The organism is Cellulosimicrobium sp. TH-20, assembly GCF_002105775.1.
Classification (GTDB): Bacteria; Actinomycetota; Actinomycetes; order Actinomycetales; family Cellulomonadaceae; genus Cellulosimicrobium; species Cellulosimicrobium funkei.
The window spans coordinates 1,655,260-1,668,124 of sequence record NZ_CP020857.1; the positions used below are offsets into that span (position 1 = coordinate 1,655,260).

General features: G+C 74.3%; 12 protein-coding genes and 1 tRNA gene. 7 read left to right on the top strand and 6 right to left on the bottom strand.

Features of this window, described 5'->3' with window-relative positions; translation table 11 throughout:
* Positions 1-23: 23 nt before the first annotated feature.
* The 4 genes from B8281_RS19495 to B8281_RS19800 all read right to left on the bottom strand — a co-directional run bounded on the left by B8281_RS19495 (position 24) and on the right by B8281_RS19800 (position 5,644).
* Entirely contained in the window at positions 24-1,697 is a 1,674-nt protein-coding gene (locus B8281_RS19495; protein ID WP_085387373.1) for a discoidin domain-containing protein, read from the bottom strand.
* A 214-nt stretch (positions 1,698-1,911) separates the two neighbouring features.
* Positions 1,912-3,036, bottom strand: a complete 1,125-nt coding sequence (locus B8281_RS07430) for an ABC transporter ATP-binding protein (RefSeq protein WP_043660349.1) — start codon at positions 3,034-3,036, stop codon at positions 1,912-1,914.
* A 278-nt stretch (positions 3,037-3,314) separates the two neighbouring features.
* Positions 3,315-4,169 carry a trehalose-phosphatase gene (gene otsB, locus B8281_RS19795; RefSeq protein WP_216607998.1) on the bottom strand — a complete coding sequence of 285 codons (855 nt, stop codon included), beginning with the start codon at positions 4,167-4,169 and terminating at the stop codon, positions 3,315-3,317.
* On the bottom strand, positions 4,166-5,644 hold the full coding sequence (locus tag B8281_RS19800; protein ID WP_232322710.1) for a trehalose-6-phosphate synthase: 1,479 nt from the start codon (positions 5,642-5,644) through the stop codon (positions 4,166-4,168). Before B8281_RS19800 ends, otsB begins: the two co-directional genes overlap by 4 nt.
* 216 nt (positions 5,645-5,860) lie before the next feature.
* Between B8281_RS19800 and B8281_RS07445 the strand changes: the two genes are divergently transcribed.
* From B8281_RS07445 to B8281_RS07460, 4 genes are all read left to right on the top strand, one after another.
* Positions 5,861-7,600, top strand: coding sequence for a serine/threonine-protein kinase (locus B8281_RS07445; RefSeq protein ID WP_085388662.1), 1,740 nt, complete (start codon positions 5,861-5,863; stop codon positions 7,598-7,600).
* 55 nt (positions 7,601-7,655) lie between these two features.
* On the top strand, positions 7,656-8,231 hold the full coding sequence (locus B8281_RS07450) for a hypothetical protein (RefSeq protein WP_085387374.1): 576 nt from the start codon (positions 7,656-7,658) through the stop codon (positions 8,229-8,231).
* A gap of 89 nt (positions 8,232-8,320) precedes the next feature.
* Positions 8,321-9,172, top strand: coding sequence for a thioredoxin domain-containing protein (locus B8281_RS07455; protein ID WP_085387375.1), 852 nt, complete (start codon positions 8,321-8,323; stop codon positions 9,170-9,172).
* A 116-nt stretch (positions 9,173-9,288) separates the two neighbouring features.
* Positions 9,289-9,364, top strand: a tRNA-Thr gene (locus B8281_RS07460).
* A 141-nt stretch (positions 9,365-9,505) separates the two neighbouring features.
* On the opposite strand, the gene B8281_RS07465 is transcribed toward B8281_RS07460, so the two are convergent.
* Together B8281_RS07465 and B8281_RS07470 are read right to left on the bottom strand one after the other, a co-directional pair.
* Complete coding sequence (locus B8281_RS07465) at positions 9,506-10,384, bottom strand: SGNH/GDSL hydrolase family protein (RefSeq protein WP_083711973.1); 879 nt, start codon at positions 10,382-10,384, stop codon at positions 9,506-9,508.
* A gap of 141 nt (positions 10,385-10,525) precedes the next feature.
* Positions 10,526-11,182, bottom strand: coding sequence for a uracil-DNA glycosylase (locus B8281_RS07470; protein WP_085388663.1), 657 nt, complete (start codon positions 11,180-11,182; stop codon positions 10,526-10,528).
* A 231-nt stretch (positions 11,183-11,413) separates the two neighbouring features.
* Here B8281_RS07470 and B8281_RS07475 point away from each other — a divergent pair, with 231 nt between their 5' ends.
* The 3 genes from B8281_RS07475 (at position 11,414) to B8281_RS07490 (ending at position 12,859) form a co-directional block, all read left to right on the top strand.
* Positions 11,414-11,734, top strand: a complete 321-nt coding sequence (locus B8281_RS07475) for a DUF3263 domain-containing protein (RefSeq protein WP_021482752.1) — start codon at positions 11,414-11,416, stop codon at positions 11,732-11,734.
* 79 nt (positions 11,735-11,813) lie between these two features.
* Complete coding sequence (locus tag B8281_RS19250) at positions 11,814-12,464, top strand: LytR C-terminal domain-containing protein (RefSeq protein ID WP_157446603.1); 651 nt, start codon at positions 11,814-11,816, stop codon at positions 12,462-12,464.
* A 191-nt stretch (positions 12,465-12,655) separates the two neighbouring features.
* The gene (locus B8281_RS07490; RefSeq protein ID WP_021482750.1) at positions 12,656-12,859 is read left to right on the top strand and encodes a cold-shock protein; all 204 of its coding nucleotides are present in this window, start codon (positions 12,656-12,658) and stop codon (positions 12,857-12,859) included.
* The last annotated feature ends 6 nt before the right edge of the window (positions 12,860-12,865 follow it).

The following is a 12,865-nucleotide window of genomic DNA, read 5'->3' on the forward strand; positions in this document are numbered from 1 at the left end:
GCCCCGCGACGAGGTGCCGCAGGTCAGGCGCAGGCGACCGCGTCGTGGTCGACCTCGACCGTCGACGTGACGTCCCCGCCGTCGACCGTCGCGGTGCCGGTGACGGTCACCGACCCGTTCTCGACGGAGGTGGAGCGCACCGCGAACGACTGGTACGCGTTCGCGCCCGGGGCGACGTCGGCGACCTCGCGGGTGCCGTACGGCGTCGCGAGCGTCACGTCGACGGGCTGGTCCTCGCCGTTCGTCGCCCGGACGGCGACGTACGCCTGGCCGGCGAGGCAGCGGGCCTGCACCTCGACGTCGAGGTCGAGCTGTCCGGCCGGTGCGCCGTAGACCTCGAGCTCGTAGAGGGAGAAGCCCCACTGCGTCGCGCGCTCGGTGAGGTAGAGCCGCACGTGCCGGCCCGTCCCGGTGATCTCCAGGTCGTCGAACCCGCCGTCACCGTCGGTGACGGTGCGGACCGTGGTCCAGGTCTCGCCGTCGGGGGACGTCTGGACCTCGTAGCCCGACCCGTACGCCGTCTCCCAGTCGACGACGACGCGGCTCAGGTCGTAGCTCGCGCCGAGGTCCACCGCGATCCACTCGGGCTCGCTCCACGCGCTGCTCCAGCGGGTCCCGGCGTTGCCGTCGACCGCCTTCTCGGGCTCGTGGCCGGCTTCGTCGATGCTGGAGGCCGTCACGGGCCGGCCCAGGGCGAGCGAGTCCTCGTCCTCCTCGCCGCCCCCGTCGTCGGACCGGAAGCAGCGCAGGTACTGGTAGGACTCCGCGGAGGTCTCGAACGACGATGCCCAGTCCCACTCGTAGGTGAAGTACTCGACGTAGGGCTCGGCCGCGGCGATGATCGCCGGGAGGTCGAGCTCGCCGCGGCCGAGCGCGACCTGCCGCATGTCGCCCGGCGCGTCGACGTTCACGGCGTCCTTGATGTGGAGCAGCTCGATGCGGTCCCCGTGCTCCTCGATCCACGCCGGGACGTCGAGGCCCGCGTCGGCGGCCCAGCCGACGTCGAGCTCGAACGTGACGTAGCGCGGGTCGGTGTTCTCCTCGATGACCTCCCAGGCACTGACCGTCTCGCCCGTCTCCGGGTGGGTGTACCGCGTGGTGAACTCGCTCTGGTGGTTGTGCAGCACGATCTTGTTCGCGCCGTTCTCGTGCGCGTACTTCCCGAGCTCGTTCACGTACGCCGCGGTGGCGACCGCCTCGTCGTAGGTGCCGTAGCCACCCGCCATGCCGCCGGTCCCGATGTAGTCCTGGCCCAGCGCGACGGCGTACGCGACCGTCTCGGGCCACGTGGCCCGGTCCGTGCTGCCGTGGCTCGACGACACCTGGAGGCCGTACCGGTTGAGGATCGCCCGGTAGTCGTCGACGGGCATCGCGTAGGGCTGGTTGTACGGCTCGACGTTCGTGAACCCGGCCGCGGCCACCTCGCCGAGCACGCGGTCGAGCGTCTCGGGGGACGGCGTCCCCGAGCCGCCGAGCTCGCCCACGTGCGTGTAGAGCTGGATCGAGATCTTGGCGTCGGGGAGGCCGTCGTCCGCGTCGCACGTGACGGCGGCGGTGGTCGACGGACCCGAGGACGGCGCGGGCCCGACGGGCGCTGCGACGGCCGGCGCGGCGGCGAGCGCGGTCGCGACGAGCGCGCCGGTGGCCAGCGCCGCGCCGAGGCGCCGGGCGCGCGGGGAGGGGGTCGGGATCTGCATGAGGCTCCAATTGACAGCGTTGTCGATTTGGGTGACGAACAGACGACTTTTGGCGTCGTGTGTGCAAAAGCAGTCTTGAGGTCCCCCATGACCCTGTCAAGGGCACGGACCCGGCGGGTCGGCGAGAGGGCGTGCCTCGCCGTCGCGAGCCCGGAACGCCGCAGGGCGGGCCCCCCGACCGGGAGGACCCGCCCTGCGGCGGTGGTGCGAGGTGTCAGCTGATGCGCTGACCCGAGGCGGCACCGAAGACGTGCGACTGACCCGGGCGGATCGTCACGTAGATGCGCTCGCCCTTGGCCGGGACGTTGCGCGGGTCGACGCGGACGATGACCTGGTTGTCGCCGGCGCCCGAGTGGACGTCGGCCTGCGAGGCCAGGTCACCCTTGAGCGTGCCGTAGACGAACGCGTCGGAGCCGAGCTCCTCGACGATGTTGACCTCGACCGGGAACGCAGCCTCGTTGGCCTGCGACACGACGTCGAGGGCCTCGGGACGGAAGCCGATCGTCACCTTGCCGTTGTCGGCCTCGGTGATCTTGGCGGCCGTCTCGCGCTCGAGCGCGATGCGCGCGGGGCCGACCTCGGCGACGCCGTTGCTGACCGCGAACGTGCCGATGTTCATCGCCGGCGAGCCGATGAAGCCCGCGACGAAGACGTTGGCCGGCGTGTCGTACATCTCGCGCGGCGTGCCGACCTGCTGGAGCAGACCGTCCTTGAGGACCGCGATGCGGTCGCCCATGGTGAGGGCCTCGGTCTGGTCGTGCGTGACGTAGACCGTCGTGACACCGAGGCGGCGCTGGAGCGACGCGATCTGGGTGCGCGTCTGGACGCGGAGCTTGGCGTCGAGGTTCGACAGCGGCTCGTCCATGAGGAACACCTGCGGCTGACGGACGATCGCACGGCCCATCGCGACGCGCTGACGCTGACCACCGGAGAGCGCCTTCGGCTTGCGGTCGAGGTACTCGGTGAGGTCGAGGATCTTCGCGGCCTCCTCGACGCGCTGGCGGATCTCCGCCTTCGGCGTGCCGGCGATCTTCAGCGCGAAGCCCATGTTGTCCGCGACGGACATGTGCGGGTACAGCGCGTAGTTCTGGAACACCATCGCGATGTCGCGGTCCTTCGGCTGGACGTCCGTGACGTCGCGGTCGCCGATGTAGATGTGTCCGCCGTTGACGTCCTCGAGGCCTGCGAGCATGCGGAGCGAGGTCGACTTGCCGCAGCCCGAGGGGCCGACGAGGACGAGGAACTCGCCGTCCTCGATGTGCAGGTTGAGCTGGTCCACGGCAGGACGCTCGGTCCCGGGGTAGACGCGGGTTGCGTGGTCGTAGGTGACCGTAGCCATGACTGGTACATCCCTCCACCGGCAGGTACGTGCCGGACGATCCGTTGTGCAGTGACGTGCCACGTCGACGTAGCTGTTCGCGATGGCGGACGAGCGTGTCTTCGACGACACAGAAGAAGTCGGACCCCCTCCGGAACGGGCAGGGGACCCGACGTCATCGTGACCCGATCCTACTCCCGGTCCTGAGTGCTTCGTCACAGCGTCGGTCACGATCCGGTAGCGGTTCGGTGCGGGCAGCAGGGTCCGCCGGGCGCGCGCCCGGCGGACCCTGCCCGGGGTCAGGCCTCCTGGCGCTCCAGGAGGTCCGCGAGGAGGTCGAGCACTGCGGCGAGCCCGTCGGCGTCGGGCACGCGCTGGGCGGCGAGCGTGTCGCCGTCGCCCACCTTGACGCCCAGGTCGCCCGGGCCGAGCACGGCGAACGCCGTCTCGTCGGTCGTGTCGTCGCCCGCGTAGAGTACGCGCGTGCGCGCGTCGGGGCACCCGGCGTCCTGCCCGACGACGTCCCGCAGCCGGTCCACCGCCTCGCCCTTCGACGTCTCGACGACCGCGACCTCGACGACGTCCTTCCCGTGCATCGCGTGCAGCCCGAGCCGCGCGGCCACCGCGTCGGCCAGGTGCTCGGCGGCCTGCGTGTCCGCCGCCGAGGCGAGCCGCGTGTGCAGGACGGCGGCGCTCGGCTTCTCCTGCACCCACGCGCCCTCCCGCCCCGCGACGGCCTCGGCCATGCCCGTGCGCAGGGCGGCGAGGTGGTCGGCCTGCTCCGGCGTGAGGTCGAGCGGGACGGCGTCGAGCCCGTCCTCGGTCACGTGCCCGGTCTCGGCGCCGTGGCTGCCCACGAGGTACGTGCCGACGGGCGGCTCGCTGCGCTCGGCGAGGTCCGCGAGGTTGCGGCCCGAGACGAGGGCGAGGCGCGTCGTCGTGCCGACGAGCGCGGCGGCCAGCCGGTCGACGGCGGCCCGGGCGGACGGCGCCATGCGCGCGGCGAGCGGGTCGTCGACGAGCGGCGAGAGCGTGCCGTCGAAGTCGAGCGCGACGAGCCGCGCGGCGGGTGGGCCGTCCGCGTCCGCCGCGAAGGCGCGCACGGCGTCGGCGACCGGCCCGGGCACGGGCGCGGGGTGGTGCGTCGCGGTCACGCGCCCTGCTCCGCGGGCTCGTCGGCGCCCTGGCGGGCGTCCTGCGGCGCACCCGGCTCGTCGTCCTCCGGGCGGCGGCGCGGCACGCGGGACGGCATCGCCGTGAGGACGCCGAGGAACGACTCCGACCACCGTGCGACGTCGTCGGTGAGGACCTTGCGACGCAGCCGGCGCATGCGCTTGCGCTGCTCGCGGTGGTCCATGTGCGCGGCCGCGACGATGATGTCCTTCATCCCGTCGATGTCGTGCGGGTTCACGAGGAGCGCGCCGGACGAGAGCTCGTCGGCGGCGCCCGTGAACTCGGAGAGCACGAGCACCCCGCGGTCGTCCGAGCGGGCCGCGACGTACTCCTTCGCGACGAGGTTCATGCCGTCGCGCAGCGCCGTGACGAGCATGACGTCGGCCGCGAGGTACAGCGCGGCCATCTCCTCGGGCGGGTAGGAGTGGTGCAGGTAGTGGATCGCGGCGTGCCCAATCTCCGCGTACTCGCCGTTGATCCGCCCGACCGCGCCCTCGACGTGCTCGCGCAGCTCCTGGTAGGCGTCGACGTTCTCGCGGCTCGGGCTCGCGACCTGGACGAGCGTGGCGTGCTCGACGTCGAGGCGGCCGTCCTGCAGCAGCTCGCCGTACGCCTTGATGCGGTGCCGGATGCCCTTGGTGTAGTCGAGGCGGTCGACGCCGAGCATCATGATGTCCGGGTCGCCGAGGTCCGCGCGGATCTCGCGCGAGCGCTGCTGGACCTCGGGCGTGCGGGCGAGCTCGTCGAACCGGCGCGAGTCGATCGAGATGGGGAACGCGGCGGCGCGGACGTGGCGGTCGCGCCCGTCCTCGCCCGGGACCGTGATGATCGGCCCGCGCGTCGTGTGGGCGCGCAGCCGTCGCACCGCACGGATGAAGTTCGCGGCGTCGCCCGCGCGCTGGAAGCCCACGAGGTCCGCGCCCAGCAGGCCGTCGATCACCTGGCGGCGCCACGGCAGCTGCTGGAACAGCTCGAGCGGGGGGAACGGGATGTGGTTGAAGAACCCGATCCGCACGTCCGGGCGCTGGGCGCGGATCATCTGCGGCACGAGCTGGAGCTGGTAGTCGTGCACCCAGACGACGGCGCCCGGCGCCGCCTGCGCGACGGCGGCGTCGGCGAAGCGCTGGTTGACGCGGCGGTACGCGTCCCACCACGTGCGGTGGTACGTGGGCGGCGAGATGACGTCGTGGTAGAGCGGCCAGAGCGTGTCGTTCGAGAAGCCCTCGTAGTACCGCTCGATCTCGTCGGCCGAGAGCGTCACGGGCACGAGGCGCATCTCGTCGGCGTCGAACGGCTCGCTCGCCAGGTCGGGCGCGCCGGACCAGCCGACCCAGGCGCCGTCGGACGCCTGCATGACGGGCTCGAGCGCCGTGACCAGGCCTCCGGGCGACCGCTTCCACTCGATCTCACCGCCGGGGCCGACCGTGAAGTCCACGGGCAGCCGGTTGGCCACCACGACGAGATCGAATCCCTCTTTGCCTGTCAATGGACCTCTCCTTGAGCTTCGATGAATCGCGCCTGGGCGGCCCAGGGTAGTCCGCTCGTCGGGCGCATGGACGGGTCGTCCGGTGCCGGTCACATGCCGGACGCCGCCCCGGGCCGGGTCGCCCACCGGGCCCGTCGGGGCCGCACCCTCCAGCGCCGGCCCGTCCACTGCGGCTACCTTGTCACCATGGAGGAGCCCACGCAGCGCGTCGAGGCGCGGAACGTCGCCGGGGGGCCGTCGCGCGGACCCGCCCCCGGCAGCGAGGTCGGGGGCTACCACCTCGGTGCGCGGCTCGGGTCCGGCGCCATGGGCACCGTCCACAGCGCGCACGACGGCGGCGGCAACCTCGTCGCGATCAAGCTCCTGCACGCGCACGTCGACCTCGACGCCGCCGCGCAGGGCCGCGAACGGCTGCGTCGCGAGGCCCGCGCCCTCCAGCGCCTGCGGCACCCCGCCGTCGCGCAAATCCTCGACGTGGAGCTCGACGGCCCGGACGCGTTCATCGTCACCGAGCTCGTCGACGGGCCCACCCTCGAGGACGAGATCGCCGAGGGCGGGCCGCTCGACGCCTGGGACCTCTACGAGCTCGCCGACCAGCTCGCCGCCGCGCTCGAGGCCGTGCACGCGGCCGGCGTCGTGCACCGCGACCTCAAGCCGAGCAACGTCATGGTGTCCTCCCGAGGCCCGGTGCTCATCGACTTCGGCATCGCCCAGGGGCTCGAGGACGCGCGCGTCACGTCCACGGGCCTCGTCATGGGCACCCCGGGGTACCTGGCGCCCGAGCTGCTCGAGGGTGCGGCCCCCAGCGTGGACACCGACTGGTGGGGGTGGGCTGCCCTGCTCGCCTACGCGGCGACCGGTCGGGCGCCGTTCGGCGTGCGCCCGACGGACGTCGTGCTCGCCCGCGCGCGCAGCGGACGCCCCGACCTCGCCGGCCTGGGGCCCGTGACCGCGCACGCGATCGGTCGTGCGCTGCACGCCGACCCGGCGCAGCGCCTCGGGCCGACCGAGGTCGTGGCCGCCCTGCGGCACGCGGCCGACACCGGCGACGCCGCGCCCGCGACCCAGGTGGTCGCGCCGCCCACCGGACCGACGCAGGTGATGCCGCCCGTCGCCGTCGTGCCGGGCGGCACGGGGGCCCAGGCGTGGACCGGCGCGTCCGCGTGGACCGGCCAGGCCCAGGTCGTGCCGCCGCCCCTGCCCACGTCGCAGGCGCAGGTCAACGACGGCCGCACGATGGCCGTCCCCGTCGGGCACGACCTCATGGACGACCTCGGCGCCCCGCCCCTCGGCGAGGACGGCGAACCGCTCTACGTGCGCCCGGTGCCCGCCGCGCGGCGCACCGCGCTGCTCCTGCTCGCCGTGCCGCTCGTGCTGCTCGGCGCGACCTACCCCGGCGTGGCGTTCGTCGTGCTGTCGGTGCTCGTCGTGCTCGCGCGCGTCGTCGGCGTGACGACCGAGTCGCTGCACACGCGGCGCGAGCGGCGCGGCGTCTCGTCGCGGGACACGGTGCGCGCGGTCGCGGCGTCGCCCTGGTACGTCGTGCGCGCGCTCGTCGGCGCGCTCCCGTCCCTGCTGGTCGCGGCGTGCGCCGCGGTGCTCGTGGTCGTGGCCGGCTGGTGGCTGCTCGAGTCCGACCGCTGGGTCGTCGTCGAGGGGCCCGACGGCGGCAACGCGCCCGTCGTGACGACCGTGCTGCTCTGCCTCGCGGCGGTCGCGGCGGTGACCCTGGCCTGGGTCGGGCCCCTGACGCACCTCACGCGGTACGGGACGCGGACCGCGCTGGCGCGGCTCGCCCCCGGCCGCACGGGGACGCTCGTGCTCGCCGGCCTGGGTCTCGTGCTCACCGTCGTGTCCCTCGTGCTCCTCGGGGGCGACCCGGGCGTCACCTGGTGGCCGTTCCCCGGCCCGCCGTCGCTGCGCTGAGCCGGCACCGGCCCTTCCCAGCCCGCTGCCAGGCCGCGCGCGTAGGATGGGCGCCGTGCTCCGGACGACGGTGCCGCGCGCCCTGTCGCGCGGCGTGACGCGCACGTCCGTCGTGCCCGCAGCCGGCCGTCTGCTCGGCCCCGCGCTCCTGCTCCTCACCCTCCTCGCCGCCGTGGTGACGCACCTCGCCGACCGCGGGTACGCCGTCGTGCACCAGTGCGTGACGGTGCCGGGGGTGTGGGGAGCCGCCGGGATGCACCTCGCGCTCGTCCACGAGGTGCCGGACTGCCCGTCGGGCACCGCGCTCGGGGGCGACCCGGCCGCCATGGTCACCGTCGTGGGCGCGCTCGCGCTGCCCGTCGTCGTGGCCCACGCGGCGGCGGCTGCCGTCGCGTGGGGGCTCTCCGCGTGGGCGCGACGCGCGCACGAGCGCTCCCGCGCCGTCGTGACCGGTCCCGGGCGTGCGCTGCGCGCCGTGCTCCGGGGGGCGCTGCGCCCCGCGGGGTCGCTCGTCGGGGCCGCGCGCCGCGTCGTGCGCCCGGTGCCCGACGCCGTCCCCACCGCGCTGCACCACCTCGCCGACGCGGTGGTACGCACCCGGCGCGGGCCGCCGCAGGTCGCGCTCGTCTGACGACGCCGTCGGACGCACCGCCCGCGCGACCCCGTCGGCGCGCACCCTGACACATCCCCAGCTCTCGGCCACTCCCTCGGAGGACGACCATGCCCAGCAACGAAACCCAGACCAAGGCCCAGCGCCGCGAGGCCGCGCGCGCAGAGGCGCTCGCGCTGCGCGAGGCGCAGGCCAAGCGCGACAAGCGCAACCGCCTCATCACGATCGGAGCGCTCGTCGCGGGCGTCCTCGTCCTCGTCGGCGTGTTCCTCGCCGTGTGGATCCCGGCCATGAACGACCGGAACAAGACGATCGACGCCGTCGCGGCGGGCAACCTCGCCGACGTCACGAACCCCGCCACGAGCGACGCCGAGGACGGCGGCATCCCGATCGGCGCGGACGGCGCCGCCGGGACGCGGAACGAGGGCGCCGTCGAGGTCGGGGTCTACCTCGACTACATGTGCCCCATCTGCGGCCAGTTCGAGGAGACCAACGGCGCGACGCTCGACCAGCTGCGCGAGTCCGGTGACGTGACCGTCGTGCTGCACCCGATCTCGATCCTCGACCGCGTCGCGCAGTCGCAGCAGTTCTCGACCCGCTCCGCCGCCGCGGCGGCCTGGGTCGCCGACCGCGCGCCCGAGTCGATGAACGACTTCAACACCGCGATGTTCCAGAACCAGCCCCAGGAGGGCAGCGGGACCCTGACCGACGCCCAGATCGCCGACATCGCGGAGCAGGCGGGCGTGCCCGCCGACGTCGCCGCCGGCATCGAGGACGGGACCGCCGTCGAGACGTTCGGCGACTGGGTCGCGACGGCGTCGAGCCTCGTCAACCAGGACACGTCGCTGCACGGCGAGCGCGGGTTCGGCACGCCGACCATCACGATCAACGGCGAGCGGTGGGAAGGCAACTGGAACGACCCGAACGCGCTGCCCGAGGCCGTCACCGCCGCCCAGGGCTGACCGGCACGTCGTCGGTGTCCTGACCCGCGCCGCCCGTGCCCTACCGGCGCGGGCTGCCGACCGGGGCGCGCCGGTCGAGCAGGTAGTCTGTTCGCTCGCCCGGCAGCCCCGGGAACGCCGCCTTAGCTCAGCCGGTAGAGCACTCGCCTTGTAAGCGAACGGTCGTCGGTTCGAATCCGACAGGCGGCTCCACCACGACGCCCCCGGCTCCACGGAGCCGGGGGCGTCGTCGTGCCGGTGCGCACCGCGGGGTCAGCAGTCGGTCGGCAGTCGCTGCCCGGATCGGTGGTGGCGCGAGCCGATCTCGGCAGGTGCTGCCGAGGTCGCCCGCGCTCAGCGGTCGGCGAGCGGGACGGGCAGGAGCTCGGGCGCCTTGGGGAGCCGCCCGTCGCCCGACGACGTCCCGCGCAGCCGCCGCTGCGCCCACGGCACGACGTGCGTGCGCACCCACTGCGCGTTCTGCCGCGCGCGGTCCAGGGCTGGTGCGGGCGGGAGGGGAGCCAGCGGGTCGTCCCACGCGGCGTCGTCGGGCGCCTGGCCGAGCGCGACGAGCGCCGCCTGGGCGACCCGCGCGTGCCCCGCGGGCGTCAGGTGGATGCGGTCCTCCGACCACACGCGCCAGTCCTGGAGCGCGCGCATGCCCCACAGGTCCAGCACGTACGCGCCCTGCCGACGCGCGATCGACCAGATGTGGGCGTTGTACACGCCGACGCGCGGGCGCGTGAGGCCGACGAGCGGCGACTGCGAGGCGTCGAAGCCGGTCGCCATGAGCACGTCGATCCCCGCGCCGCGCAGGCGCGAGACCGCGTGCTCGAGGTTGCGCGCGAGGCGGTCGACGTCGGCGTTCGGCCGCAGGATGTCGTTGCCGCCGCCGATGACGCTCACGAGGTCCGGCCGGAGTTCGAGCGCCGCCGGCACCTGCTCCGTGAGGATCGAGCGCAGCTTGCGCCCGCGGATGGCGAGGTTCGCGTACCGCAGCGGGTCCTCGCCGGCGGCGACGCGGCGGGTCGCGAGGTGCTGGGCGAGAAGGTCGGCCCACCCGCGCTGGTGGTCCTCCTCGCCGGGGTACGGGTCCCACAGCCCTTCGGTGAACGAGTCGCCGATCGCGACGTAGCTCGTCCAGCGCGGAGCGGGGTCGTCGGGTCGGCGTGCGTCGGCGGTGTCACCGGCCAGGGGAGTGGTCGTCGGGTTCTGCGTCGTCACCCGCCCCATTGTGCTCCTGCAGGGCGGTGCGCCGTCGACCCGGCGATCCTGGCGGGTCGAGCAGGCGGTCCTGGCGCGTCACGCGGCGCGGACGAGCCAGGACCACCTGCTCGGCGGAGACGGGGGCGGGGGGCCGGGGGCGGGCGGAGGTCACGCCGGGGGGAGGGTCCAGTCGACGGGGGCGGCGCCCTGGGCGACGAGGAGCTCGTTGACGCGCGAGAACGGGCGCGACCCGAAGAAGCCGCGGCGCGCGGAGAGCGGGCTCGGGTGGGCGCTCGCGACGACGGGGGTGTCGCCGAGCATCGGGCGCAGGGTCGCGGCGTCGCGACCCCAGAGGATCGCGACGAGCGGGGCGTCGCGCGCGACGAGCGCCCGGATCGCCGCCTCGGTGACGGCCTCCCAGCCCTGGCCGCGGTGAGACCCGGGCTCGCCCGGACGGACCGTGAGCACGCGGTTGAGGAGCATGACGCCCTGGTCGCTCCACGCGGACAGGTCGCCGTTCGCGGGGGTCGGGGCGCCGACGTCGTCCGCGAGCTCGGCGAAGATGTTCTGGAGCGAGCGGGGCACGGGGCGCACGTGCGGCTGCACGGAGAACGACAGCCCCATCGGGTGCCCGGGCGTGGGGTACGGGTCCTGCCCGACGACGAGCACCCGCACCTCGGCCAGGGGGCGCGAGAACGCGTTGAGGATGGCCGACGGCGCGGGGAGGTACTCCCGTCCGGCCGCCACCTCGGCGCGCAGGAAGTCGCCGAGCGCGTGCAGCTGCGGCTCGACGGGCGCGAGGGCCTCGGCCCAGTCGGGCGCCATGATGCTCGCGAGGGCCGGGCGGGGGTCGGCCGTCGAGGCGGTCGCGACCGGGTCGACGGCGACGGGCTGGGCGGGTGCGCTCTCCACGGCCCCGAGCCTAACCGGCGTCCTCGGCACGTCCGGAGCGTGCGGCGAGGACGAATGACACGGGTGTGGTTCGTGCGTAGGCTGGGAGGCGGCCGCGCGCGGGAGTGCGCAGGTCCGGTGACGAGAGAGTGCAGGGAGGGAACGATGAGCGAGGCGGCGTACGTGCTCGACGGACCCGACGCGGTCGGCGACCCGACAACCTCGGAGGCGCCGGCGTCGGGCCTGAGCGAGCGGGACCAGGAGATCCTGGCGTTCGAGCGGCAGTGGTGGAAGTACTCGGGCGCCAAGGAGCAGGCGGTGCGCGAGCTGTTCGACATGTCCGCGACGCGCTACTACCAGGTGCTCAACGCGCTCATCGACTCCCCGGCCGCGCTCGCGCACGACCCCATGCTCGTCAAGCGGCTGCGGCGGATGCGGTCCACCCGGCAGCGGGCGCGCACGGCGCGCCGGCTCGAGGGTCTCTGACCCGGGACGACGGGCCGCGCGTGAAGTCCGGGCGAACAGGGCGTTTAGCCGAGAGCCCCGACCGGGCTACCCTGTCGCCGTGACGAAGAGCCGCTACCCGTACGCGCCCGACGAGTTCGACGCGCCCGCGCCGCAGGGTGCGCCCGTGGGGGTGCACCGCACGCCGCGCAGCGGGTGGAGCAAGACGTGGCCGTTCCTGCTGGTCGCCGTCGTCTTCGCCGGCCTCGCGTACGGGGGCGTCGCGCTGCTGTCCGACAACGGTGCCACGGACGACCCGCCGCAGGCGCAGTCCACGGAGCCGCCGCCCGCGGAGACCGAGGAGCCGCCCGCGGCGGAGGAGCCGCCCGCGACCGAGGAGCCGCCGGCCGCGGAGGAGCCGCCCGCGACCGAGGAGACGCCCGAGACCCCGGACCTCGCGACGCTCATGGCGGCGGCCGACCCGAGCGCCTACGTCCGCGTGCTGAACGACAGCGGCATCGGCGGCGAGGCGGCCAAGGGCAAGGACGCCCTCGACGCGCAGGGCTTCAGCAACACCGTCGCCACGGACTACACGAACGGGCCGGCGCCGGTCGACGTCACCACGGTCTGGTACGTGCCCGAGCGGAGCGACACCGCCGCCGCCGTCGCCGCGACGCTGGGCATCCCCGCGGAGAACGTCGTCCAGGTCGACAGCCTGCGCGAGGGCGACGTCGCGGTGATCATCAAGTCCGAGCTGGCGCCGGTCGGCTGACCCGGACCCCCGGGCCGCCCCGGCCGTGGCACCACGACCTGACGCTGCACCCGCGTGACCTGCTCGTTCGGCCCGGAGTCCGACGAGCGCCACCTGCCGTTCGACCTTCCGTGCACGCCGCCTGCGGGCTAGGCTCGGGCTACCACGGGGCGGCGGTCGCCTCGCGGGCGACGATGCACGAGGAGACGTACATGGCTCAGGGGACCGTGAAGTGGTTCAACGCCGAGAAGGGCTACGGGTTCATCACGCCCGCAGCGGGTGGGCAGGACCTCTTCGTGCACTTCAGCGCGATCCAGACGGACGGCTACCGCACGCTCGACGAGGGCCAGGAGGTCGAGTTCGAGCTCGGCCAGGGCAGCAAGGGCCCGCAGGCCGAGCAGGTGCGGCCGCTCTGAGCCCGG

What these genes read in the sequence shown, in the direction of transcription:
- B8281_RS19495 (WP_085387373.1), bottom strand. Translation starts at nt 1,697, where the DNA reads ATGCAGATCCCGACCCCCTCCCCGCGCGCCCGGCGCCTCGGCGCGGCG.
- B8281_RS07430 (WP_043660349.1), bottom strand. Translation starts at nt 3,036, where the DNA reads ATGGCTACGGTCACCTACGACCACGCAACCCGCGTCTACCCCGGGACC.
- B8281_RS07445 (WP_085388662.1), top strand. Translation starts at nt 5,861, where the DNA reads ATGGAGGAGCCCACGCAGCGCGTCGAGGCGCGGAACGTCGCCGGGGGG.
- B8281_RS07455 (WP_085387375.1), top strand. Translation starts at nt 8,321, where the DNA reads ATGCCCAGCAACGAAACCCAGACCAAGGCCCAGCGCCGCGAGGCCGCG.
- B8281_RS07465 (WP_083711973.1), bottom strand. Translation starts at nt 10,384, where the DNA reads ATGGGGCGGGTGACGACGCAGAACCCGACGACCACTCCCCTGGCCGGT.
- B8281_RS07470 (WP_085388663.1), bottom strand. Translation starts at nt 11,182, where the DNA reads ATGGCGCCCGACTGGGCCGAGGCCCTCGCGCCCGTCGAGCCGCAGCTG.
- B8281_RS07475 (WP_021482752.1), top strand. Translation starts at nt 11,414, where the DNA reads ATGAGCGAGGCGGCGTACGTGCTCGACGGACCCGACGCGGTCGGCGAC.
- B8281_RS07490 (WP_021482750.1), top strand. Translation starts at nt 12,656, where the DNA reads ATGGCTCAGGGGACCGTGAAGTGGTTCAACGCCGAGAAGGGCTACGGG.